The sequence below is a fragment of the Pectinatus haikarae genome (assembly GCF_015732185.1).
Classification (GTDB): Bacteria; Bacillota; Negativicutes; order Selenomonadales; family Selenomonadaceae; genus Pectinatus; species Pectinatus haikarae.
In genome coordinates, this window is the sequence record NZ_WIQM01000004.1 from 187,573 (window position 1) to 212,715 (window position 25,143).

23 protein-coding genes and 2 riboswitches are annotated in these 25,143 nt (G+C 38.7%); of the genes, 19 read left to right on the plus strand and 4 right to left on the minus strand.

All coding sequences use genetic code 11. The features are described 5' to 3' along the window. Positions 1–43: 43 nt before the first annotated feature. The 10 genes from I6758_RS02040 (at position 44) to I6758_RS02085 (ending at position 12,113) form a co-directional block, all read left to right on the plus strand. A complete protein-coding gene (locus tag I6758_RS02040) occupies positions 44–1,531 on the plus strand; it encodes a PTS ascorbate transporter subunit IIC (RefSeq protein WP_196603552.1) in 1,488 nt (495 codons plus the stop codon). Positions 1,532–1,617: 86 nt separating this feature from the next. Further along, positions 1,618–1,899: a PTS sugar transporter subunit IIB gene (locus I6758_RS02045; protein WP_196603553.1), complete on the plus strand. Its 282-nt coding sequence runs from the start codon at positions 1,618–1,620 to the stop codon at positions 1,897–1,899. An 82-nt stretch (positions 1,900–1,981) separates the two neighbouring features. Continuing rightward, positions 1,982–2,824, plus strand: a complete 843-nt coding sequence (locus tag I6758_RS02050; RefSeq protein WP_196603554.1) for an L-ribulose-5-phosphate 3-epimerase — start codon at positions 1,982–1,984, stop codon at positions 2,822–2,824. 14 nt (positions 2,825–2,838) lie between these two features. Then, positions 2,839–3,888: a hypothetical protein gene (locus tag I6758_RS02055; RefSeq protein WP_196603555.1), complete on the plus strand. Its 1,050-nt coding sequence runs from the start codon at positions 2,839–2,841 to the stop codon at positions 3,886–3,888. A gap of 18 nt (positions 3,889–3,906) precedes the next feature. Continuing rightward, positions 3,907–4,614, plus strand: coding sequence for an L-ribulose-5-phosphate 4-epimerase (locus I6758_RS02060; protein WP_330998008.1), 708 nt, complete (start codon positions 3,907–3,909; stop codon positions 4,612–4,614). A gap of 208 nt (positions 4,615–4,822) precedes the next feature. Beyond that, positions 4,823–6,859 carry a methyl-accepting chemotaxis protein gene (locus I6758_RS02065; RefSeq protein ID WP_196603556.1) on the plus strand — a complete coding sequence of 679 codons (2,037 nt, stop codon included), beginning with the start codon at positions 4,823–4,825 and terminating at the stop codon, positions 6,857–6,859. A gap of 933 nt (positions 6,860–7,792) precedes the next feature. Beyond that, positions 7,793–8,797 (plus strand): glycoside hydrolase family 130 protein, encoded by a 1,005-nt coding sequence (locus I6758_RS02070; protein ID WP_196603557.1) that lies wholly within the window; start codon positions 7,793–7,795, stop codon positions 8,795–8,797. Between the two features lie 20 nt (positions 8,798–8,817). After that, the gene (locus I6758_RS02075) at positions 8,818–9,858 is read left to right on the plus strand and encodes a sugar phosphate nucleotidyltransferase (RefSeq protein WP_196603558.1); all 1,041 of its coding nucleotides are present in this window, start codon (positions 8,818–8,820) and stop codon (positions 9,856–9,858) included. A gap of 52 nt (positions 9,859–9,910) precedes the next feature. Continuing rightward, complete coding sequence (locus I6758_RS02080) at positions 9,911–11,092, plus strand: glycosyltransferase family 4 protein (RefSeq protein ID WP_196603559.1); 1,182 nt, start codon at positions 9,911–9,913, stop codon at positions 11,090–11,092. Further along, a complete protein-coding gene (locus I6758_RS02085; RefSeq protein WP_196603560.1) occupies positions 11,073–12,113 on the plus strand; it encodes a glycosyltransferase in 1,041 nt (346 codons plus the stop codon). Before I6758_RS02080 ends, I6758_RS02085 begins: the two co-directional genes overlap by 20 nt. Before the next feature lie 37 nt (positions 12,114–12,150). Here I6758_RS02085 and I6758_RS02090 read toward each other — a convergent pair whose 3' ends face one another. Both I6758_RS02090 and trpS read right to left on the minus strand, forming a co-directional pair. Further along, positions 12,151–13,470, minus strand: coding sequence for a C40 family peptidase (locus tag I6758_RS02090; protein ID WP_196603561.1), 1,320 nt, complete (start codon positions 13,468–13,470; stop codon positions 12,151–12,153). A gap of 75 nt (positions 13,471–13,545) precedes the next feature. Then, positions 13,546–14,631: a tryptophan--tRNA ligase gene (gene trpS / locus I6758_RS02095; protein WP_196603562.1), complete on the minus strand. Its 1,086-nt coding sequence runs from the start codon at positions 14,629–14,631 to the stop codon at positions 13,546–13,548. A 316-nt stretch (positions 14,632–14,947) separates the two neighbouring features. On the opposite strand from trpS, the gene I6758_RS02100 reads away from it, so the two are divergent. The 4 genes from I6758_RS02100 (at position 14,948) to I6758_RS02115 (ending at position 18,435) form a co-directional block, all read left to right on the plus strand. Next, positions 14,948–15,346: a thioesterase family protein gene (locus tag I6758_RS02100; protein ID WP_196603563.1), complete on the plus strand. Its 399-nt coding sequence runs from the start codon at positions 14,948–14,950 to the stop codon at positions 15,344–15,346. Positions 15,347–15,612: 266 nt separating this feature from the next. Then, entirely contained in the window at positions 15,613–16,017 is a 405-nt protein-coding gene (locus I6758_RS02105; protein ID WP_196603564.1) for a hypothetical protein, read from the plus strand. A 12-nt stretch (positions 16,018–16,029) separates the two neighbouring features. Further along, on the plus strand, positions 16,030–16,554 hold the full coding sequence (locus I6758_RS02110; protein WP_196603565.1) for a pyridoxamine 5'-phosphate oxidase family protein: 525 nt from the start codon (positions 16,030–16,032) through the stop codon (positions 16,552–16,554). Positions 16,555–16,923: 369 nt separating this feature from the next. Next, on the plus strand, positions 16,924–18,435 hold the full coding sequence (locus I6758_RS02115) for a sensor domain-containing diguanylate cyclase (protein WP_196603566.1): 1,512 nt from the start codon (positions 16,924–16,926) through the stop codon (positions 18,433–18,435). A gap of 20 nt (positions 18,436–18,455) precedes the next feature. Here the strand turns inward: I6758_RS02115 and I6758_RS15120 are convergent, their stop codons facing one another. Further along, entirely contained in the window at positions 18,456–19,706 is a 1,251-nt protein-coding gene (locus I6758_RS15120) for a methyl-accepting chemotaxis protein (protein ID WP_196603567.1), read from the minus strand. A gap of 210 nt (positions 19,707–19,916) precedes the next feature. On the opposite strand from I6758_RS15120, the gene I6758_RS02125 reads away from it, so the two are divergent. Both I6758_RS02125 and I6758_RS02130 read left to right on the plus strand, forming a co-directional pair. After that, positions 19,917–21,143, plus strand: coding sequence for an HD-GYP domain-containing protein (locus I6758_RS02125; protein ID WP_196603568.1), 1,227 nt, complete (start codon positions 19,917–19,919; stop codon positions 21,141–21,143). Positions 21,144–21,319: 176 nt separating this feature from the next. Then, the gene (locus I6758_RS02130; protein ID WP_196603569.1) at positions 21,320–22,000 is read left to right on the plus strand and encodes an Asp23/Gls24 family envelope stress response protein; all 681 of its coding nucleotides are present in this window, start codon (positions 21,320–21,322) and stop codon (positions 21,998–22,000) included. Positions 22,001–22,071: 71 nt separating this feature from the next. On the opposite strand, the gene I6758_RS02135 is transcribed toward I6758_RS02130, so the two are convergent. Then, positions 22,072–22,920 carry an AraC family transcriptional regulator gene (locus tag I6758_RS02135; protein ID WP_196603570.1) on the minus strand — a complete coding sequence of 283 codons (849 nt, stop codon included), beginning with the start codon at positions 22,918–22,920 and terminating at the stop codon, positions 22,072–22,074. A gap of 149 nt (positions 22,921–23,069) precedes the next feature. Here I6758_RS02135 and I6758_RS02140 point away from each other — a divergent pair, with 149 nt between their 5' ends. The 3 genes from I6758_RS02140 (at position 23,070) to crcB (ending at position 25,140) form a co-directional block, all read left to right on the plus strand. After that, a complete protein-coding gene (locus I6758_RS02140) occupies positions 23,070–23,486 on the plus strand; it encodes a hypothetical protein (protein WP_196603571.1) in 417 nt (138 codons plus the stop codon). 479 nt (positions 23,487–23,965) lie between these two features. Next, positions 23,966–24,023: riboswitch (Fluoride riboswitch) on the minus strand. 208 nt (positions 24,024–24,231) lie between these two features. Then, a riboswitch (Fluoride riboswitch) is annotated at positions 24,232–24,294 on the plus strand. A 106-nt stretch (positions 24,295–24,400) separates the two neighbouring features. Next, positions 24,401–24,754 (plus strand): DUF190 domain-containing protein, encoded by a 354-nt coding sequence (locus tag I6758_RS02145; protein ID WP_196603572.1) that lies wholly within the window; start codon positions 24,401–24,403, stop codon positions 24,752–24,754. A gap of 14 nt (positions 24,755–24,768) precedes the next feature. Continuing rightward, positions 24,769–25,140, plus strand: a complete 372-nt coding sequence (gene crcB / locus I6758_RS02150) for a fluoride efflux transporter CrcB (RefSeq protein WP_231038461.1) — start codon at positions 24,769–24,771, stop codon at positions 25,138–25,140. The last annotated feature ends 3 nt before the right edge of the window (positions 25,141–25,143 follow it).

Sequence of the window (25,143 nt, forward strand, 5' to 3'; positions counted from 1 at the left end):
TTTGCTGAAATAAGATTCTGGATAGTTTAATGGGGGACAGAGAATGATAATATTACTTACGATCTGGGAATTCTTTCAGAATAATGTTCTGACAAAACCACAGTTTTTTATCGGCTTTATAGTTTTCATAGGATATGCTTTATTACGCAAACCGGTATATGAATGTTTGGCCGGATTTATTAAAGCAGTTGTCGGTTATATGATCTTAAATGTTGCGTCAGGCGGTCTGGTCGGAAATTTTCGTCCGGTGCTTGCCGGCTTAAAAGATCGTTTCCATCTGTCTGCGGCAGTTATCGACCCATATTTTGGCCAGGCCGCCGCGCAAATGTCGGTTGAGCATGTTGGACGTTCTTTTTCGTTGATGATGATAGTTTTGCTTATTGCGTTTACTATGAATATTCTCTTGGTATTATTCCGCAGATACACAAAAATTCGCACATTGTTTATAACAGGACATGTTATGGTTCAGCAATCATCCACAGCCCTCTGGCTTGTTTTATTTTGCTTCCCGAAGCTTCAGGATCCGGGGGTCGTAATTATGCTGGGTATACTTTTGGGCACTTACTGGGCGGTTGCTTCAAATCTCACGGTCGAACCGGTTGCGAAATTAACTGACGGCGGGGGATTTGCTACAGGCCATCAACAAATGTTCGGTATCTTTCTTGTTTCCAAATTGGCAAAAAAAATTGGTAATCCGAAAAACTCTCTGGATAATCTCAAATTGCCCGGTTTTTTATCCATCTTTAATGAAAACGTTGTTGCCACAGGAATACTGATGTTTATTTTCTTCGGTATTATTATCAGTATTCTGGGGCCGGAGCTTATGCATACTATTGATAAGGAATTTGTCAAAAATCAGAATTTTGGTTTTTATATTTTGGAGAAATCTTTAAATTTTGCAGTTTATCTTACTATTCTGCAGCTCGGTGTTCGCATGTTTGTTTCGGAACTCACAAATTCTTTTCAGGGAATTTCAGAAAAGATTCTGCCTGGTTCGGTGCCAGCAGTTGATTGTGCGGCGGTATTTGGTTTTGGCAATCCAAACGCTGTGACATTCGGTTTTCTTTTTGGAGCGTTTGGTCAGTTCCTGGCGATTATCGGTCTGGTGATATTTCAAAGTCCTATTCTTATCATCAGTGGTTTTGTCCCGTTGTTTTTTGATAATGCAACTTTTGCCGTTTTTGCAAATCGTCTCGGCGGAATACGTGCGGCAGCTATTATTCCCTTTTTCAGCGGTATTATCCAAGTATTAGGCGGAGGCTTTGCCGCTTATTACTTTACTACCGGTAATTTTGGCGGCTGGCACGGCAATTTTGATTGGGATACTCTTTGGCCGATTATCGGTGTCATTATGAATAATTTTCAATATGCAGGTGTTGTGGTAGTAGTAGTTTGTCTGCTGGCTGTTCCGCAGATCATTTATAGGCGCAATAAAGACACATATTTTTTGATTGCTGAAGATTATGAGAAATATAAGGAAGTCGAAGCCAAGAAACAGGGAGTTACGGCAGACGAAGTTGTGATTGAGTGATTTATTGGAAAAGCCTTTACAAAATGGGAAATCAGCTGTGAGACAGAAATATTTCACAAATTGATATTGAAGGGGAGAATGTTGCTATGTTAAAAGTTATTGCGGCATGCGGAAGCGGAATGGGATCTTCGCAGATCATTAAAATGAAGCTGCAGAAAGTATTTAAGAAGCTCAATATAGAAGCTGATATTTATCATACGAATGTTGGTGACGCAAAATCTCAAGCCAATAACTATGATGTTGTTTTTTGTTCTGAATCATTGGTCGGCAATTTTAACGGGACAAAATCCAAAGTCATCGGTCTTAAGAATTTGCTGTCGGAAACAGAAATGACAGCAAAAATTCAGGCGGCAGGCTTGAATCAATAATCAGTGTTTGAGGCAAGACTGCTGCAAAATGCAGCAGCCTTGCCCTTTTTTAACATTCTTTGAGTCTTTAAGGGGAAAAGTCATGAAAAAAGCATACTTATTAGGTCTTTATGAGAAATCCATGCCGGAAATGTTAACATGGGCAGAAAAGCTTCAAGCTGCTAAAAATTCCGGTTTTGATTATGTGGAAATGAGTATCGATGAAACTGAGGCAAAGTTATCCCGGCTGGATATGACGGACGGAGAATTGGATAAGATCCATGCGGCAATGCGGGCTACGGATTTATCTTTTAAGTCGATCTGCCTCAGCGGTCATCGTAAATATCCTCTGGGCTGTCCGAACAAACAAAAACAAACACGCGGTCTTGAGATAATGAAAAAAGCAATCCGTCTTGCGGCTGATTTGGGAGCACGGACGATTCAGCTGGCAGGATACGATGTTTATTATGAAAAAGAAAGTGAACAGACAAAAGCGGATTTTCTCAAAAATTTAAACATTGCCGCAGACATGGCAGCCGCGGAGGGGGTTCAGCTTGGCTTTGAAACGATGGAAACAGAATTTATGGACACAGTGGAAAAAGCAATGCGCTATGTGAATGATGTGAATTCACCATATCTTGGAGTCTATCCAGATGCCGGGAATATTACGAATGCCGCACTGCTTTATGGCGGTGATGTAGAATGTGATCTTGAATCCGGACGCGGGCACATTGTGGCAGTGCATCTCAAGGAAACCCTGCCGGGCAAATACAGAGAAATACCTTTTGGCACAGGACATGTAAATTTTAAGAAAATCATCGATAAAACATGGTCTCTTGGTGTGCGCCGCTATGTGGCGGAATTTTGGTATAAAGAGGGAGACGACTGGCGAAGAGAGTTGACGAAGGCTGGTAAATTCATCAGAGAATATCTGGACAAAGAATAAAGAAGGTGTGCATTATGTTGAAAATTAGTAAGAAAATTGTGGGTAAATTAGAAAAATGTTATTCTCTTGCCATGCTGAAATATCAGGGGAAAGAACATTTTTTATGTGCGGCGGAAAAAGTGGACGACTGCTATCTTGTCAGTCTTGATGGGACTATCGAAGAAACGGTATGGGAAGGGCCCGGCGGTGTTATGACTATGGTACAGGTTCCCGGGACGGACGGACAGTTTTTGGCGACTCATAAATTTTATTCGCCAAATGATTCTAAAGAAGCTTCGATCGTCATTGTTACGCCAAAAGGAAAAAATGACTGGGAAGTACGTACGCTTTGCGATCTTCCGTTTGTTCATCGTTTTGATATTCTTCGGTCAGAAGGTAAAAATTATATTATTGCCTGTGCACTGAAAGCCGATCATGAATACAAAGATGATTGGCGGTTCCCCGGCAAAGTATTTGCAGCCGAACTGCCGGAGGATTTGTCCTCTTTTAATTCCGGTCATCAGCTGGTCCTTACAGTGCTGAAAGAAAATATGCTGAAGAATCATGGTTACTACAGACATCAGGAGCAGGACGGCAGTACGAGCGGCATTGTTTCCTGTGACAATGGGGTATATCAGTTTTTTCCGCCTAAACAAGACGGCTGCGAGTGGAATATAAAAATGCTGACGGCAGACGCAGCCAGCGACGGACTTCTTTTGGATATCAACGATGACGGAGTGGAAGAACTTTGTACGATCGCACCGTTTCACGGTGACACTGTCAGAATTTATCAGAAAAAAGCCGGAAAGTATACAGCAGAATATATTTATCCCGAAAAATTGGATTTCCTTCATGCCGTCTTCGGCGGAAAAATATGCGGTAAGCAAACATGGATCATCGGCAATCGTGAGGGCAGGCGCTTATTGCTGGCACTCACTTATGAAAACGGCAGCTATCAGGCGCAGGAAATAGACCGCGGCAAAGGGGCGGCAAATGTGCTTCATTACACATATGGAGGCAAAGATATTCTCATTGCTGCCAATCGTGAAATAAATGAGATCGTTCAATACGAGCTGACTGATTAAAAGAAGGAGAGATATAACATGCTGGAAGAACTTAAAAGAAAAGTTTATGAAGCGAATATGCTGCTGCCAAAATATAACTTAATAACTTTTACATGGGGCAATGTTTCCGGGATAGACAGAAAGAACGGACTTTTTGTCATTAAACCATCGGGAGTCGATTATGAGGTTATGAAGCCTGCGGATATGGTAGTAGTAGATTTAAAAGGCCATAAAGTGGAAGGAAAGCTAAATCCATCTTCAGATACAGAAACTCATCGCGTTTTTTATAATGAATTTCCCAATATAGGCGGAGTGGTGCATACCCATTCTCGCTGGGCAACAACGTTTGCTCAGGCCGGACAAGGTGTTCGCGCATATGGTACGACGCAGGCAGATTATTTCTACGGAGAAATTCCCTGCACCAGAGATATGACAGCAGAAGAAATTCGGGAAGCGTATGAATATAATACAGGTATAGTCGCAGTGGAGCAATTTAGAGAACGCGGCATCAGTCCTGATGATATTCCGGCTGTTCTGGTAAAAAACCATGGACCGTTTTCCTGGGGAAGAGATGCATTCAATGCAGTACATAATGCCGTGATATTAGAAGAGGTAGCCATGATGGCCTTTCACACACAGATGCTCACAGGAACTCATGATGATATGCAGCAAGTATTGTTGGACAAGCATTTTCTGCGCAAGCATGGTCCGGATGCATACTATGGCCAGAGAAAAAAATGCGAATAAATTAAAGGTATCAATGCCTGTATTGATGAAAAGTATATATAATTACAGATTTTTAATACGGATGCGGTATGAGTGCCGAAAATCTCCGGTACTGATGCTCAGTAATGAATATATGCTTCAAAAGAGAGCTGATATGAGGTGAAATTTGAATCTGCGCACCGTATTATGGTAATATGATAAGACTGATAAATTTTTTTTCGGAAAAGAGATGAGTGTCTTGGAATTTGCATCACGATCTGTGAAAACCAAACTGCTTATGGCTATTTTACCGGTGATAATTATAGGCTTGATAGTATTGTCGACTATAGCGTATAAGTACATGGAAAACGTTTTACAGGAAGAGTTGGTGGATAATGCCGCCAAAAGGGCAGTGGACATCAGCCAAAATATAGATGCGTGGCTTGACGCGCGTCTGCTGGAAACAGAATTGACGGCATCAAATCCTGTTTCGCGGAATATTGCGGCTGATCCGGGAGCTGCCAGACAAAACAATTTATATCGTCTGCAGCTTTTGCAGAAGAAATATTCTGATGTATACGATAGTGTGAGCTGGGGGTATTTTGACGGTTCCGGTGTGCTGTGGGGACAAACTTCAAACGGCGCAAAGGAACTATATAATCAGGATAAAGCATGGTATAAAGAAACTATGAGCGGAAATAAGGATTCTTTCATGTCTTCTCCTGTAATATCTCAGGCCACAGGTAAGATTATTGTCAATGCCATTTCTTTGATAAAGGATGACAGCAATAAAAATATAGGCATGGTTCTGGCCGCTATCTATGTCGATGCCGTCAGCAAAAAAATAGAGAATTTTAAGCTGGGGCAGGAAGGCTACAGTGTTCTTGTTGCTAAAGATGGTACTTATATAGTAAATCCTGATGAAAATATGATCATGAAAAAGAAAATTACCGACAGTGATAATAAAGAGATCAGTCAGCTCGGACAGAAGATGCTTGCCGGGGAGGAAGGCATCCATTATTTTACAGACGCATCGGGTGCGAAAAAAATAGTTTTTTATGAACCGATCCCGACAACCGGCTGGAGCATGGCTGCCGTAGCCGATGAAAATGAATTTTTTGCACCGGCAAGACAGGCTCTTAAAATAATGGCGGGAATATCACTGGTGATCATTATTCTTGTTTCGGCATGCGTATTGTGGGCCATAAGAAAAATGCTCAGACCTCTTTCGCCGATGCTTGGCGAAGTGGATGCTTTGGCGCAGGGGGATTTTGGCAGACGTGAACCGCAGGTCCATACAGAAGATGAAATCGGCACTTTGGCCGAGGCTCTTTATCATATGCGTGACAAGGTGCGCAATGTACTGGTATCTGTATGTGATTCGACAGAAACTCTGGCAGCTTCCGTCGAAGAAATAAATGCCACGACCGAGCAATCTGTACAAGCCTCCAGTCAGGTGGCTGATTCTGTTACCAATATAGCAGTAAGTGCGGCAAATCAGCTGAAAACATTAAAAGATGTTGAGCAGTCGGCCGGCAATCTTTCCGATAAGATACATCAGATTTCAGGAAAGGCCGACGGTGCTGTCGCAAAAGGAAAAGAAGCGGAAAAGATAGTTACGGCGGGCAAGAATGAGATAGATGAGGCCGTATCAGAAATAAGGCATATTGAAGAAATAACGGAACAGTCAGCTGCCAATGTTAATTCTCTGGGAGAAAGATCAAAGGAAATCGGCAGCATAGTAGATACTATATCGGCAATTGCCGAACAAACCAATCTGCTGGCCCTGAATGCAGCTATTGAGGCGGCCCGTGCAGGAGAACAGGGGAAGGGATTCGCGGTAGTAGCAGAAGAAGTAAGAAAACTTGCGGAATCTTCTCAGGCGGCAGCCCAGCAGATAGCCGATATTGTAAAGGTTATACAGCTGGATACGGACACTGCCGTCGCCAGTATTCAGGACGGAAAAAATCAGGTCAAGATAGGCACTGAAAAAATAGTCAATACGGAAAAAACTTTTGAAAATATAGTGGGTTTCATCCAGGCCGTATCTGCGCAGATACAGGACATATCCGGCGCGATAAGCGAAATGGACGAACACAGCAGGCTCATTGTCGAACATACACGTACTTTGGGCAGCGACAGCGAAAAAACAAGTGAGGCAGCGGAAAGTGTGTCGGCTGCTTCAGAAGAACAGTCCGCATCAATGAATGAAATTGCCAATGCCAGCAGATCTCTGGCTCAAATGGCGGAAAATTTACAGACACAGGTTCAAAAATTTAAAGTCTGAGTTAATTTGAAACTAAAAAGAATATGATGAAGCTGTTCTGGTACTAATCTTAGGATGGAGACGGAAGCATCTGCGTTTGTCTAGAGCAAATTGCTTCCGTCGGATGGGATTTTAATCCCACCATTTATTTAAAATTGGGCATAAAAAAGCACCCTTAAGGGTGTTTACTTTGATAAAGCTTTATTGCCAAATATCATTTTAATATTTAATGATCTTATGTTACCGCATTTTCTGCATGTAAGCTTCAAATTCCTACTTGTTTTAGTGGCCAATATATAACTATTACCACAAATAGAACAGGGGTTATCATTAAATCCTTTTTTGTATAGTGCTGCTAGGATTTCTCCAGTTTCTCTATTACTTTTTTCGTACACAATATAATTCCTTTCTTTAATATATATTGATTATAGCATAAATCAAATAGTAAATATAGTATAATGTTTTTTTTAAAATAATTATTATTGAAAAATAAAGGAAATAAATTTTATATAATAAACGATAAGAAACGGTGGATAGCCTTATCCGGTTACTTGAAAGAACCATAGCTGCCAGATAAAATTTTTGGGGATTAATTCTAATTTGATACGGGTAAATGTATTTACCAGAACAGCTTGAACATTTATTGAATTGACTTAGTGTCAACTCTATGCTACACTTAGTTTACATAAAGAGTGTTTTATTCTGAAAATAAAGATAGCGGTGTCTGTGAAAAGCCCTTTTTGTTAAAGGGCTTTTTTTTGTACAAAAAATTATTGTAAAGAAAAAAGAATAATATAAAAAATAGGAATTATTGTTACAGGCGATATATCGATTAATGTGGAGATTAATACCCACTAAAGCGTCAAATGTAGCCGTTTAATTTTTACTTATCCGTGACCGTTGCGAAACAGCACTGGGGGAATTTTGTTTATTTTATAGGAGAAAACACAGCTGATGAAGAAAATAGTTGAATCTTTATCAAAAGCAGATAAAAATTTTTATCATGAACTTTTTCGAAGACCGCAAGCTAATCCTATTCTTTCTGCAGCTGATTGGCCATATGCTGTTAATAGTGTATTTAATCCGGCAGCAACTGTATATCAAAAAAAAATATTGCTTTTAGTGAGAGTGGAAGACAGAAGGGGATTTTCTCATCTGACGAAAGCAATCAGCCTCGATGGCATGCGGCATTGGAAAATAGATCCAAGACCAACATTTGAATCAGATGCTGAGCACTATCCGGAAGAACAGTGGGGTATTGAGGATCCAAGGATCACTTGGCTGGACGAGATAAAAAAATATGCTGTTGTTTATACCGCATATTCTAGCAGTGGACCCTTAGTTTCAATTGCGTTGACTGAAAATTTTATAAATTTTGAGCGCATAGGTGCTGTTACATTACCAGAAGATAAAGATGCCTCATTGTTTTCTAGAAAAATCAAAGGGAAATGGTGGCTTATCCATCGGCCTGTTATCCAGGGACATAATGGCGGAGCGCATATTTGGGTTTCACAATCAGATGATTTGATATTCTGGGGAAAACATAAGGTTTTATTATCTGCGAGATCTGGAGCTTGGTGGGATGCAAATAAAATTGGGGCCAATACCCCGCCTATGGAAACTGAAGACGGATGGTTAGTTTTGTATCACGGTGTAAAAATAACAGCTGCTGGCAGCATCTATCGTTTGGGATTGGCTTTATTGGATATAGAAAATCCTCTGCATGTATTACGGCGTAGTGAAGAATGGATTCTTGGTCCAGAAAAAAAATATGAAAAGGAGGGGGATGTCGATGATGTAGTTTTTCCATGCGGTTGGATCTATAATGCGATTACAGATGAAATAAGAGTATATTATGGGGCTGCAGATACATCTATTGCAGTAGCGATAGCTAAGAGAAAAGATTTGCTTAATTATCTGCGAAATTGTCCTATTCCCGATAAAATTGACAAACGTTAAAATATAAGAAAGGTTATACAATGAAAGCATTATTTTTAGCTGGTGGACTGGGAAGCAGACTCAAAGAAATGACAAAGGAAATACCAAAACCTATGTTGCCTATTTTAGAACAGCCGTTATTGTCCCGAACGATCGAAAAATTAAAAACATATGATATTAATGAAATTGTAGTGAGTATTTGTTATTTACCACAAAAGATTAAGGAGTATTTCGGTGATGGAAAACGTTATGCTATAAAAATATCCTATCAAAAAGAAAATAAACCTTTGGGAACAGGCGGAGCCATTAAAGCCGCGGAGAAATTTTTTTCAGAAACTTTTTTTGTTTTTAATGCAGACATTGTAAGTGATATTGATCTGAAAGCAATGCTCTGCTTTCATCAGAAAAAAAAGGCTGCGGTCACCATTGCCGCAACGCATGTAAAAAATCCGGCAAATTACGGTGTTATTGAATATGATAAAAATGGATATATTACCGAGTTTAAGGAAAAACCCAGACCGGGAGAAACGCAATCACATCTTATTAATGCAGGTATATATATTTTTGAACCAAAGGTTTTCGAGGAAATAAAAATGGGTGTTTACAGTTCTGTAGAACAGGATATATACCCATTATTGCTGCAAAAAAAATATAAATTAGCAGTTTATGATCATTGTGCATATTGGCGTGATTTAGGTACACCTCAAGATTATTTGATCTTTCATCAAGATATTCTTAATAATAAAGTTAATTTTTTTATTCAAAATTTTTCCGGAGAGAATATTTTTGTTGGACAAAATACATGCATTGGTGATAAGGTGCAGCTCATAGCTCCTGTATATATAGGAGCAGGCGTTATTATTGAACCTTATAGCGTAATAGGACCATATACAGTACTCGGAAAAAATACTGTTGTAGGTAAAGGTGCCAGTTTGAAAAATTGTGTCACTTGGTCAAATGTAAAAATTGATAATTATGCAAAAATAGATGGAGCGGTTATGACACCTGGATGCATTATAAGTTCAAATAAAAATTCACCTTATGAGAAAATTCTTGATAAAAAAATCCAGAATTTTGTGTAAAATAATTTTAATCTAGGATAATTTAGAAATTTTTTTGAAAGAAGGAATATTTATGAATCATAATCAGATTGGTTTTCTTAGCACATATCCCCCAAAAGCATGCGGTATTGCCACATTTACACAAGATTTAGCCAAATCTTTAGATAAATATTTTCAAAATCCTCCAGTAGTAATTGCAATAAATAATAAAAATATAAAATATAATGATCGTGTAATTATGAAAATTCAACAGCAGGATCGATCAGCTTATAAGGAAACTGCGCACATATTAAATCACTCTTCACTGAAACTTATTATTTTAGAACATGAATATGGTATTTTTGGTGGGGATTGTGGTGAGTATATTCTTGATTTTGTTGATAACTTGAAGTTGCCACTGATAACAACACTACACACGGTATTGCCCTCCCCTTTGCCAAAACAATTATATATTTTAAAAAAACTTGGAGAAAAAAGTTCAATGATTATCACAATGGCTAATATAACTAAAAAAATGCTGGAAGATATATATGACATTCCCGCAGATAAAATTGCAGTTATTCCACATGGAGTTACCTTACAGACGCAATGTCTTTCTTCAGATGAATTAAAAACCGCCTTTGGATTTAAAAATCGCTATATTATTAGTACCTTTGGATTATTAAGTCCGGGTAAAGGACTGGAATATGGCATTGAGGCAATAGCAAAAATTGCACCTAAATATCCTAATGTATTATATCTTATATTGGGACAGACACATCCCTGCATCAAAGAAACCAGTGGAGAAACATATAGAAAAAAGTTAGAAGATTTAGTATATAAATTGAATCTAAAAAAAAATGTTAAATTTATCAATAGGTATTTGTTGAAAGGGGAAATTGCACAATACCTGTCTATTTCAGATATATATTTAACGCCCTATCTTGATCAGAATCAAGCGGTAAGTGGAACGCTTGCTTATGCAACTGGCTATGGAAAAGTGATCATTTCTACGCCCTATTTATATGCACAGGAAATTTTGGCTGATGAGAAAGGCTTATTAGTTAATTTTGCAGATGCAGATAATATAGCTGAAATGATTGAGATTATTTTAATGAATCCAGCAAAAAGAAAATCATTAGAATCAAAAATGCTTGCATTTGGTAAAACAATGATGTGGGAAAATGTCGCAGATATATATGCTGCGCTGATTCAAAAAATCATATCTAAAGTATGTAAAGAAAGTTTGGTAGATAATGGAAAAATGGAAAGATGACTATTTATATTTAATGACAGATGATACGGGAATATTACAGCATAGTAAATATACTATACCGGATCCCCGCTATGGCTATACAACTGATGATAATGCAAGAGCATTATTGCTTGCCATTCTATTGGTAAAAGAGTGGCCGCATAAAAACTATCATAAATTACTGTACCGATACACGTCGTTCTTGTTAAATGCACAAACTCAACAAGGTGAATTTAAAAATTTTATGTCGTATGAACGTCACTGGCTGGAAGAGAAAGGGTCAGAAGATTGCCAGGGACGATGCGCGTGGGCAATTTGTACGGCAATTACTCATCCGGCTGTTCCTAATGGAATAAAGGCTGCGCTTTCTATTATGCTGGATGCTTTATTTCCTAATATTATGTCTTTAACTTCATTAAGAGCCAAAGCCTATGCAATAATTGGATTAGCCAATTTGCAGGATCTTGCTTCACAAAAATTGATAAGAGTATTGGGAAAAAGTTTGCTTGAAGAGTTTAATCGGGCCAGTAGTCGTAATTGGCAATGGTTTGAAGATACGCTAACCTATAGCAATAGTATACTGCCTTGGGCAATGTTTGCTGCTTATAAAGTTACACGAAAGCCAGCTTTTTTAACAGTAGCAGAAAACAGTTTAGTTTTTCTGTTGGAAAAAGTATTTGTCAAAAACTATTTACAACCAATTGGTTGCAATGGGTGGTTGAAAAAAGGCGGAGTAGCTGCAGAATTTGATCAACAGCCAATTGAAGCCTGTGAGATGATTTTAACATTACAGGAAGCATTTAATATTACACATAAAAATTTTTATTTGGAAAAGGCAAAAAAATGTTATGCCTGGTATGAAGGTGAAAACAGTGAACATTGTTGTTTGACAGATAGTATTACAGGAGGCTGCTTTGATGGTATTACACCAAATGGTGTAAATGGAAATTTAGGTGCTGAAAGTCAAATTTCATATGGAATAGCATATTTTACTATGATGAATCTGGACGGAATCAATAGCAATTCGCAAAATATAAGGTGATTAAAGAGATATTAGCCCCGATTTTTTCACAAAGATGCTAGTGAAATGATACCGCTGAAGTAAGCACCGATGCAAAACTTGTGCCACTGGAAACATTCAAAGAAAGGTCACTGACCACCACGCGCAGGATACGCTGTTTTATTTTTTGCCCGCCGTTGTTTTCTGTATAGCTGCCCAATGCATGAATTATATACGGTGTATTGTTTAGTTCACCAAGATAAAGCATGACATGTCCGTCCATAAAAAATGCATCACCGGGGCGGCAATTTTGTGATATACTGCTGTAAATATCGCTTTCGTTAAGAGAAGTAAAGGGAAAATGCTGTCCGACAGCATTTTCCTGCTGATCGGCATTTCGCGGCAGGAAAATGCCGACAGTTCGATAAATATTGGCAATAAAGCTTGAACAATCCACGCTGTTTCTGAGACCTCCCCAACCGTAGGGTTCGTCAAGATAGTAAAATGCTTCCTGTATAATATTGCTGCGTGTATAGGGAAGATATCCTTCGCTGAAGGATTTGCCGCCGGAGACAGACATTGCCAACTCAGTCAGATTCCCCTGCTCATTGCGCTGCGGTAAAATTATATTATAGGATGTTCCGTTTTTTTGCACAAAGAGAATACGACTGCCCATTTGATAAAAAATAGATTCATTATTGCTGTTAAGTTCATAAGATTTTTCTGTTACGACTAAAAATTTTTGCGGGTCTGCATATCTGAGCCATTGGCCGCGATCAGCAGTGAGTGCTACATCTGCAGCAGATATCCAGCCGCTGTAATTGTACAATTGCACATAATAATATTGACCGTCAAGACTGGTATATAAAACGAGCAACGCCTCCGACGGATCGACAGCGGTCTCCTGAAAAAGATCAAACATGCTCGGATAAGGTTCCTCAAATGCAGGCTCTGCGGTAGGTAAAGTCCTGATGCTGCTGCGGCGCACCGTTACTCCCATTCGTAGGGGAACGGCATCGGGCATGTTTTCCAGATTCATTTCGCGCAGTAAAGCATCTTTTACAGGCTGAGAATAAAGCTGACCGTTTTTATCATATGCGCCATCAGGTATGATGGAAGTAGCTTCAATAATTTTTTTGACAGCTTCGCCCTGTTCAGTATCGGGTGAAGCCGTTAAGTCAATCACATACGGAGTGTTCTGCTGTATAGAGCGATTGAAAGCTTTCCTTTGGGTCTGCGTCATGACAAGAGAGTCACCCTCCGCAGTATTTTGCTGCCAAAATGCTGCGGTACGGAGCGCACCGTCTGTTATGAGACCGGAAGCTTCTGTCTGAGAAGAAGAGAAGCAGGAAAAACTTGTGAAAAAGAGCAGAAAGACTGCATAACTGATTATTTTCATATTTGGCTTACCTCTGATTTATGCAAAACAAAGGCAGGAACATTAAGCGTTCTGTTCCCGCCTTTGCCGCGATTACTATTTCTGGTAACGTTTGATTTGCCCATTGATTAAATCAATATCGTCAAAATAATTTATCCGCATAGCCTTTTTTACCGCCGCCAAAGTTTCGGCAGCAGCGGCTTCTGCTTTTTGACTGCCTTCACGCAGCATTTTGTATATGGCAGGGATATCTTTTTCAAATTCGGTACGGCGTTTTTTGATAGGCTCTAAATACTCCATCAGTACAGAGTATAAAAATTTTTTTACTTTGACATCACCCAGACCGCCCTGCCGGTAATGAGCCTTCAGTTCATCAAGATTGCTGTAGTCCGGCAGATACCGTCCGAAATGTTCATCATTGCAAAAGGCATCAAGATAGGTAAAAACAGTATTTCCCTCTATTTTCCCGGGGTCAGACATGCGTACATGATCAGGATCGGTATACATATTCATTACCTTTTTCTTTACTTCATCGGCGGTTTCTGATAAATAAATGCAGTTGCCGATCGATTTGCTCATTTTTGCCTTGCCATCTATACCGGGCAGGCGCTGACAAACTTCATTGCCCGGCAGCAGAATTTCGGGTTCAGTGAGAGCTTCACTGTAAGTCGTATTGAATTTGCGTACGATTTCTCTTGTCTGTTCGAGCATAGGCATCTGATCTTCACCGACGGGAACAGTGGTTGCCTGAAAAGCGGTTATATCAGCAGCCTGACTGATCGGATAGGTAAAAAAACCGACGGGAATGCTTGCTTCGAAGTTTCTTGCCTGAATTTCCGATTTCACGGTGGGATTTCGCTGCAGACGGGAAACTGTGACGAGATTCATATAATAAAATGACAGTTCACACAGCTGCGGGATCTGTGATTGGATAAAAATAACGGATTTTTCCGGATCAAGCCCGCAGGCCAGATAATCAAGGGCCACTTCAATAATATTTTGGCGGACCTTTTCGGGATTATCGGCATTATCCGTAAGTGCCTGAGCATCGGCGATCATAATGAATATTTTGTCATAAGTACCAGAATTTTGCAGTTTTACACGTTCCCGCAGGGAACCTACATAGTGTCCTATATGCAATTTCCCCGTTGGACGGTCACCAGTTAGAATAATTTTTGCCATGATTTTCTCCTATTGGAATAAGATTTTATATGTATGCAGGAAACTGACGGCCCAAGTAAAAAATTGTGAAGGCATAAATCGTCATTAAGCGGCAGCTTCATAAATCTGCTATATCTCAAAACTATATCTTCTTATTATAACAGTTTTTTTAGCATAGTTCATGGAATAATCATAAAATGAATGATAAATTATATCGTCGAGAAGATATCTAAATAATAATATTACAGGAGGGATTGCTTTTTTCCTGATGCATTGCTATCTTATAATTAAGAAGATAGATTGCATTTACATATAAATACAGGAGGAAGTATTGATAATGGAAATTGTTGAAAAAATCAAGATCGGTTTAAAACAGGAAGCAAGTGACAGTGTCACCGAAAAAAATACAGCTATTGCAATGAAAAGCGGTACGCTGTCTGTATATGCCACTCCGGCGATGACAGCACTTATGGAACGGGCGGCGTCACAACTTGCGCAGGAATATCTGCCGGAAGGATGGACCTCAGTGGGGATATCAATATCGGTCGCTCATATAAGCGCATCGCCGATAGGCATGAAAGTACGCGCCGAAGCAGAAATAACTGCGTTTGACGGACGTAAAATTTCTTATAAAGTAACAGCCTTCGACGAAAGCGGTGAAATAGGAAAAGGAACGCATGAACGATTCGTGGTGGACGAAGTCAAATTTATGCAGAAGGCCGCCGGCAAAAAATAATAACCAGCGATGGATAACGTATTTTGCAATGCTGAGATAAATAAAAGTCCGGTAAAATGTGCGGAAATAATAGAAAATCATTGCTAAAATTGTAAAGTTGTGCTATATTGTTATTCAATAAGATCATGCAAAGGCGCTTTGTCTGTTTCCGATCAGGAAGCAGACAGGCGTCTTTTGTGTTTTTTGAAGGATGCCTGGTTTTCCTGCATAAGGCATTAAAATAATGGGATCAACCAGAAACATATATAATTGGGAAGGTAGAGCAGATGAAAAGATATCCGATTGACAAAAATGAATTTGCTGAAAGGCATCATAGTGCGGTTATGTATCATCGGCGGGCACGGCAGTTTTTAGATGAAGGGCAGTCCCTGAATGTTGTTTTTGATGTAGCCTCGGTGGCAATTGAAAATTATCTTATAGCTGTGTGTGATTTCTATGGGGCCGATCCTGGAACACATAATTACCAGAGTCTTATGGAAACTGTGGAGATGCTGGCAGAACTTGAAGTGCCCAAAGCGGTGAGTAACCAAATTGAGGCTTTGGATGCAGCCTTTGGGATTTGTTCACTGGAAAATTATCAGAGAAAAACAGATTTCAGCCGTGAGGAAATTCTAAAAGTGTTTGGTCTATGCCAATATTTTGCTGATTTGTTGGAGAAAAAAATTGCCTAGAGGAGGAGTTTGATGGAAGAGATTCGTTATCAACAGCGTATTTGCCGCGATGAGGGAAGAGTGACAGAATTTCTTACAAGTATGCGTGTGGGGACACTGGCACTGTATAGTGAGGGAGAACCGTATGCTGTACCTTTGAATTACCTTTGGACAGAAGGTAAACTATATTTTCACGGACTGGCTTCCGGCAGAAAAGAGAAAATCCTGCAGGAAAATCCTCAGATATGTTTTAATGTGCATAAAGAATATGGAACAGTAAAAGATGACATGCCGTGTCATGCGGATACTGCTTATTTCAGTGTGACAATGTTTGGGAAAGCTGTCCCCGTTGATGATGCAGAGGAAAAAGCAGCGGCGATGCAGGCTTTTGTGGAAAAATATATGCCGGGATATTATAAAAAACCGTTGACGGCGGAGCTGATGAGAAATTATAAATCGGGACATGACGGCAGGACTGTGCAAGTTTATAAAATAGTTCCCGAAACGATTACCGCCAAGGAAAACAGCGCAACTAAAGAGGAGCTTTTCAATAAATAAGATATGTAGATTAAATTTGATACAGATATATCTGTTTTCATAATTAAGAAGGCTGCAGCAAGAAGGTCATCAGACTGATATTGCTGCAGCCTTTTTCGATTAAAATTCTCTCCATATATGAAAAGATGTATAAAAACTACAATATGTATATCGGGAAAAAAGAAGTTACTTTTTAAGTTATATTGTAGTAAAATAGTATAATATAGTAAAAGTTATATGCAGATAGTAAAAATTTCAGGCAGAAACATATTATGAAGAAGATGTGCCGGTTAGTAAAAGGTGCCGGCGTAGCAAAAATAACTGTCTCTGCTGCATGGCTGTGATCACATACATAAGATTTAACTGGTTAATACGTTTTTAGGAGGAACTATGACCTTTGCACACAGATTGAGCTTAATGTTCATCTTTTTTATGCTGCTGGGCTGCGTAATTCAGTTTTGGATATTTGATAGAAGCTTTTTGTCGCATACCAATTTTATGATGCTTGAGATAAGCAAGCAGACCGCCAAGCACGGCAGTGAACAGATCGAAAAAGATTTTGGCAGAATTTACAAGACTTTGGATAAAATATCGACGGATGAAAAGATCAGGGATAATAAGGAACTGCTCGATGAAATAAATAAATTTATTCCTGAAGTGGATGCGCTGCTGATCCTGGACGAAAATGGCGAAATTCTCGCTTTTTCAGGAACAAATAATGAGGCGGCAGCAGATTTTAAAGATACAAAATATTTTGAACAAGCAGTGCCTAAAAAGGCTTATACAAGTGATGTCCGTATAACTGAAACGGGAAAAAAAGTGATTTACATGTCTGTGCCTGTTTTAAAAAACGGGAGTATCAGCGGCGCAGTGGTCGGAATCATGGATCTATCTGACAACGGGGAAAATTCTTTTGAAAATAGTATTTTCAGTGATGACGGATCTGTTTTTTTGCTTGATGCGGGCGGAGCGCTCATCTACGGAGCGGACAGCGGTCAGGTCGGTGAAAAAAATAAAGTGTTTGATAAACTGCGGGGAGAAAGCGGTTCAAGAATGACAAGCAACGCAGCCGGAGAAAAATGCTTCACAGGATACAGCAAAGTCGACGGGACTGGCTGGCTCGTTGTAGTCAATACACCGGTCACGGATATCATAAAAAACAGGGATATCGTCATCGGTGAAATGCTTATGCTGTTTATTTTGGAAAATATAGTGTTTATTGCGATAGCGGTTTATATTATAAAGCGTTATACAAGATTGACAGAGCAGTTGATCACAGCTTTTAATTCTATAAAAGAAGGAAATTATAAAAAATTGAATGCCAGTGATTATAAAGCTGAATTTCGCAAAATAGTCGATGTATATAATGCCATGGTGAGAAAGGTGTATGCGGAGCACAGCAACCTTTCCCGGGAGGCAAATATAGATGTACTCACTCATGCTTATAATCGCCGTGCATTCGACAAGGTTCTGCATATTATTGACGACGAGGTCAACAATAATGCTATAGAAAAAGTAGGATGTCTGCTGCTGGATTTGGATCATTTTAAGGAACAGAACGACAGCAGGGGACATCTTTCCGATGATAAGATTTTGCAGGAAGCGGTGAAAATAATGGAAGCTGTTATGGGCGAAAGAAGTGTTTTCCGTTTTGGCGGGGATGAGTTTGCAATATTAAAACGCAATATGGACGAAAAAGCTATGCTGCAAACGGCTGAAAATATACGGATAGAGGTGGCAGAAAAAATTGAAGGATGTACAATAAGCATTGGTGTGGCATCGCTGCCAGGAGATACACAATCCGTATATGATCTTTTTCCGATGGCGGATAAGGCTCTTTACGCAAGTAAAATTCATAGAAATACAGTAACTGCTTATCGTGATGTTGATGACGGCAAATAAAAAAGCATAAAAGCTGCCGGCTATGAAACCTTGTTGAATAATGATGTAGCCGAACTGGCCACTTCTTGTGATACCTGTTTTACATCGCTGGCGGTGGCAGTAAGGACATTTAAAGACTGATCTATGGATTCGATCTGTTTATGATTTTCTTTTGTTGCCATGGTTATTTTGCCTATTTCCTGAACGCTTTTATTTATAGAATTTATGATTTTAAACACAAGTTGATTTTGTTCTTCCATGTTTAAAACGACCGTATGGTTTGAAGCTGTATTGTGCTCGATAAGCTCTCTTATCTTATTGGCAGAGGAACTGCTTTGTTCGGCTAGCTTGCGTACTTCATCAGCGACGACGGCAAAACCTTTGCCGGCTTCACCTGCTCTTGCAGCTTCGATAGCCGCATTCAGCGCCAGCAGATTTGTCTGCGATGCTATTTCTGTGATCGTATCGGTTATGTTGTTGACAGATGTAGTACTTCTGCTTAATTCATCAAGATCTGTTTTCATCTGCTTTACCTGTGCCGATAGGCCATTTAGCTCGCTGATGATATTTTTTATCATAGATTCGCCATTTTGTGCCAGAGAGTACATTTGACCGGATTGTGTATTTAGATTATCCGCCGATGTTTTTATATATACAACACTTTCTGTCATGTTTTCTGAAGATGCAGACATTTCTTCGGATAAAGCGGATAAGGATTCCGACATTTCTTTTGTAAGTTTCAGCAGCTGTTCCTGCTTCTCGATCATAGTGCCTTCTTCGGCGACCTTATTTTTCAAATCGGCAACATAACTCTCTACGAACGTATGAATAACAAGAGCTTCTATGAATTGTATTTTATGCGATAAAGCTTTTATGATGCTATATATTTTGTTTGTATCTTTTTTATATTTCGAAAAAACATAAGATAAAATTATATCTTGCAATTCGGCAAAAGACATTACAAACCATTCAACGGGTAAATCAATGCATTTATGTGTATGGCCTATTTTGTATATTTTTTTAATATAATCGTCTGTAATATCTATTTGGCATAGCATTGATAAAAAAAGGTTGAAGGTATTTTTTAATTTTTCTACAGTTGTATGTTTTTCAATAAAATCACGTATACCAGGAACTGCGTATATTTTATTATAAAAGGAATCAATAATGGATTTTGAATTCGCCTCTATCAATGGCTCAATTTCTTTTAAAGGGCCTATATCACTGCGATTTATCTGCAGCAATATTTTTGTAAGGCTGTCATTGATTTCGTAGCTGGCATAATGATTCATTTCTTCCTTGACCTTTTTAGAAAATAATCATTAATCCTTTCTGAAAATAAAAAAACATATTATATAAAAATTTTTATTAACAAGTAGAGATAAAAATTCATAAAAATTTGCAATAGTGCATCATTTAAATAAATATGAAAGTACGATTAGAAAAGCAGGAATATTAGACACTTGAAGGAAAGTATGTATAAAAGGAATTAAGGAGAAAATATGAAATTTGACTTGAATAATTTTTTACTTGCAGTGTCATTTGCATTAGACTATATAGAAAAGGATGTTTTCGGGCTGGCGTTGAATCACGGCAAGCGAGTGGCTTATGACTCATTGATGCTGGGAAAAAGACTGGGGATGGATGAAGATGATCTGGCCGATCTGGTTTCTCTTGCAGTGCTGCATGATAACGGACTCAGCGAATACATATCTGCGCAGCATGCGAGAGCTTTGACGAAACCGACACAATTTGAAAATGTTAAGGATCATTGTATCATAGGTGAAAGGAACGTTGAAAACTATCCGTTTTTGCGCGAAGAAAAAACAATTATTCTGTATCATCATGAAAAACTTGATGGCTCAGGTCTTTTTCATCTCAGGGGCAGTGAGATACCGTTAAAAGCGCAGATAATAAGTTTTGCCGATTATATAGATATCAGATTTGATTCGAGCAAAATGTATGGTGAATATAAAAACAGGGTCAAGGAACATATTGTCAAACTGCGTGATAAAAAATTTTCTCCGGCAATATGCGATGCATTTTTTGATGAGATAAACAGAGCAAGTTATCGTCTGGATCAGGAAGACGGAAATATTGTGAATGCGATAAATCGTTATACTCCGCAAAAATACATGATAATGGATTACAAACGGGTCAGAGAAATATCAATGATTTTCTCCAGGATTATTGATGCCAAGTCTAAGTTTACGGGCAGGCATTCTAAGGGACTTTCTGAAAAAGCGGGTGCAATGGCGGCATTTTATCATTATAGTGAAGAAAAAACAATAAAGCTGCATATTGCCGCAGACTTGCATGATCTCGGAAAACTGCTTATTGCCAATGATATTTTGGAAGCTGAAAGAAAGCTTACAACGGATGAATTTGCCAAAATACAGTCTCATACATACTATACGAGAGTTGCTATGGAAAGAATCAGCGGATTTGAAGATATCACTGAGTGGGCAGCGAATCATCATGAAAAACTAAACGGAAAGGGATACCCATACGGTTTGGCGGCTAAGGATCTGGATTTTAATTCACGCCTGCTGGGGTGTCTTGATATATATCAGGCTTTGACGGAAGATAGGCCGTATCGTTCGGGGATGGGACACTTGGAAGGCATGAAAATAATGACAGACATGGCAGACGGAGGATTTATAGACAAGGGAATTGTCAAGGATATAGGCGAAGTATTTGCTTACAGGGGAAAAGAAAAAATAAAATGATGTGATGTTTTTCTTTTCATTCGTCAGGAAAGAATGTATAATACAGGCATAGTTTTATTCTTTTATAAATAGAACTGCCTTACAGCCTGGTTTTGAGGTGTACATTGGAAAATTCTCAGAGGAAGTTTACCATGTACGGTTCAAGAACATGCAATCGATAACAGAGGTGTTGGCAAGTGCGTTTCAGAAAAGTTTTTTTTGTTTGCTCGATGGTATTTTTTTTAATGTCTCAGTCAGTATTTGCGTTTAGCTTTATTAGTGATGATGAGGAGCAGATCATTAAGGATACATGGGATGCGCAGACCTTGGATCAGCTGAGCAGCGGTGTGGTTGCCGTGCCGCAGTCAGCGATCAATAATTATCTGGAGTCGGCGCTGGAAAATTATCCGGAAATAAAAAATGCTGAAATTTCCGTTCATCCGGACAATCAAATAGAGGCTGATATAGATACGGCATCATCGGGAAAAGTCGTCTTAGACGGCACTATTACGCGATTTGTGCAGAATGCTGACAGCTCTTCCATGACTATTCATATTGATAAGAAGGAATTGGCGGATCGGCCTGTGACATCATGGTTTTTTTCCCGTATGAGTGTCGGTCTTTTGACAAAATTATTTGGCAATCCGCTTAACGATAATGAATACGGTGTAAAAACGCACATTAATGGCAATAATATGACGATAGATTTCAAACCTTTTGTCGAGCAGTCAGCTTTGAATAAAGTTCAGTTGATGGGAAGCAGTCTTGTCGATGCGGTAAATGTAGACAGCATATCCACCGATGAAGGCACATTGTATCTGCATACTTCATTTAATGCGGGCAGTACAATTTTCAATGCAATTAAAAGTTTTCTTTAGAAGTAGTGATACCGGTATTCCGAACTGAACGGGATGCCGGTATTTATTTTAAAAAAATAAAAAATCCCCGTCTATTGTTCTAAGAATAACTTCCGGCGATATTCGCGCGGGGTTTGTTTGAAAACATCCTTGAAGGCTCTGGAAAAAGTGGAATAATCATGAAAACCACAGTCAAAGCATATTTTTGTGAGGGGAATATCAGAATGAATCATGGCACGTGCCCGCAGAAGACGTTTGTTAGTAATATATTGATGTATACTGTAGCCGGTAGCTTTTTTGAAACGGCGCATCATATGAAATTTGCTTATAAAAAACTTTCCGGATAAAATATCGATAGAAAGATCCGTAAAAAGGTTATCATTGATATGTTTTAAGATGGGCAAAACTTTTTTATCGTATACAGCGGCATGTATCTCGTCTATTTCGTGGCTTAACAGAGCGCGGTTGAGCAGAATCATGAATTCAACAAATAAAATTTCACTGTACAGATCATTGGCAAAGCCTTTTGCATAAAAATTTTGTTCTAATTTTTTTACATGAAAAATAAGATCATGGCTCTTACCCGGAGGCAGATGCATAACACTTGAATGTTTTGCAGCAGATGTAAAACAAGCTGCTAAGTTTTCATCAGAGTGAGAGTATTTTTGTAAAATTTCGGGTGATATATATATAACTATGCGCTCGTACAGTTCATTACCTGTCGGCAGAGGACGGTGTATCTCACCTGCGCTGACAAAAATGATATCACGCGGCATCAGCGGATAAGATTTGCCTTCGACGGTGTAAGTAACGCTGCCGCTGATAAACAGGATGATTTTGTGGAAAGCGTGATAATGAAATTTAAGCGGAACAAGATAATCCCGGATGCGAAATATTTTAAATTGCTGGGCAAGATACCCTCTTTTTTCGTAATTGCACATATATATTTCTCCTGATCGATTTTTATTTAAGTTTTAAAATTATTAAATTCATTATAGAGCATTTTTTGCAATATAAAAAGCAGGTTAAGTATTTTATTTGTATAAGCTGCCTGATATACTGTATCTAATGAAATCGGAGGCGATATATAATGCAGATTGTAATGAATTATGTATTCAGGGGAATTGAATATATGGTATATGAAGCGCAGGAGTATGTGCCGGGTGCCGCAGGAATAAGACTTCTCGGCAGCCGCAGGTATGGCATAGGTGCCGATCGCATATTGATTATGGAGAATCTCTCCCCCAATTCTAATTTTCAGATATTCACCGCTGACGGAAATGAGATTGCGGCAACAGAGCAGGATTATTTAATCCTTAGATGTTACTTGCAACAGAATATTTCGAGTGAGAATTTCGCAGATACTGATTCTTTTAAGAAGGATATACTAAAAATGGTACGGCAAATAGGAGAAGAAGAAATTTGTAATGCTGAGATACATTTGACTGATAATTTCATAGATAAGATGCGGGAAGAGGACAGACAACGTATGGTTTTCGCTTGTTAAAAGTGACGAGAATATTTTTGGAAAAGATATAGAAATGGCAACAAGCATACATTGCACCTTTATCGGAGAATTATTCATAGAAAATTTGTTTGCATTTTTGCGGGATACCAGCATGAAAAACAGCATCATGAGCATTATAGTAAGATAAAGAGTATTATTGCAGGAAGGCAAAAAGAAGTACGATTTTTCCTTTTATTTCATAAAATACATTGCAACCGTTGCGATGGTACAAAATAAAGAGGCCTGCAGAGAAATCATAATTTTTTCTCTCTGGCTTATTATGCGGAAACGTGTTTTCAGAAAGAAATGTGTGAATAAATAAAAAAAAGGAATCCAGGAAAACCAAATGAGCAGAAAACGACAGACAGGATAGACAATATCGGTCAATTGGTATCAACTCCTTTATAAAATATTGGTAAACACCAAAAAGCCTCAGTGGGGTAAGTGTTAAAAATAAAAAAACTCCTACTGTGAGTGATATTACAGTAGGAGTCATTAAAAACATTTTTAACGGCGAACTCCATCGCCTATATTCTTCTATTTTTATCAGTATATCATAAATTATTAAAAAATCAATTGATTTTGAGAAAATAGAATTAATGTTGTAACCTTGGTGGATAGTATGTTGGGAGTTGAGTGCGTATCATATTTTTTGCTGACTATTATCCAGTTTATGAAATACCGATATATTTTTATGGTCATATTGATAAGATGTCGATAAACTGATATAATAAAATTATTAATTTTATTGCACGGCGATGGGGTTCGCCAGAAATCCTGTGAAAACAGTAATGACTCCTACCAACTATGGTAGGGGTCATTTTGTCGTGTGTAAATATTGGAGGAAGGTGAGGAGCTATAGATGCTTTTGTCAAATACTATGTTTAAATACAAAGAAGATGAGGAGAAATTTTATGGCTAAAATTACCAGCAGGGCCAGGCGTTTAAGAATATATATAGGAGAGAGGGACAAGTGGCGGGGTAAATCATTATATACAGCGATTGTTGAAAAAGCAAAAGCTCTTGACATGGCAGGTGCAACAGTAACCAGAGCTCTTATGGGATACGGTGCTCACAGTCGTATTCATACAGCCAACATCGTTGCACTATCAGGAGACTTGCCCATCATGATAGAGATTATAGACGGTGAAGAATATGTTGCAAGGCTTTTGCCTTTTCTGGATGAAATGATGGCAGAAGGAATGATCACCATTGATGACGCAGAAGTAATAAAATACGGACATAAGGAGCCATTAAAAGACGATTAATGAGGTGGAAAATTTTGGGAATTATTTTAGTGGCAATCGGAGGAGGAATAGGTTCGGTAGTACGCTATTTGGTATCCAGATGGGCAGCGGAAAAAATTAGTTTTGATTTGCCTTATGGAACATTTATCGTGAATATAACAGGGTGTTTTATAATAGGATTTTTTATGGCACTGTTTACCGAGCGAATGGTAGCTAGCCCTTATTGGCGATTGTTTATTACAGTAGGATTTATCGGCGGGTTGACTACGTTTTCTTCTTTCAGTTACGAGTCATTACAGCTGTTGTTAAAGGCTAATTTTCTGCAGGCTTTTTGCAATATAGGAGGAAACGTGATAATAGGAATTTTTGCTGCATGGCTTGGAGTCACTGTCGCTAGATTAATTTGATTA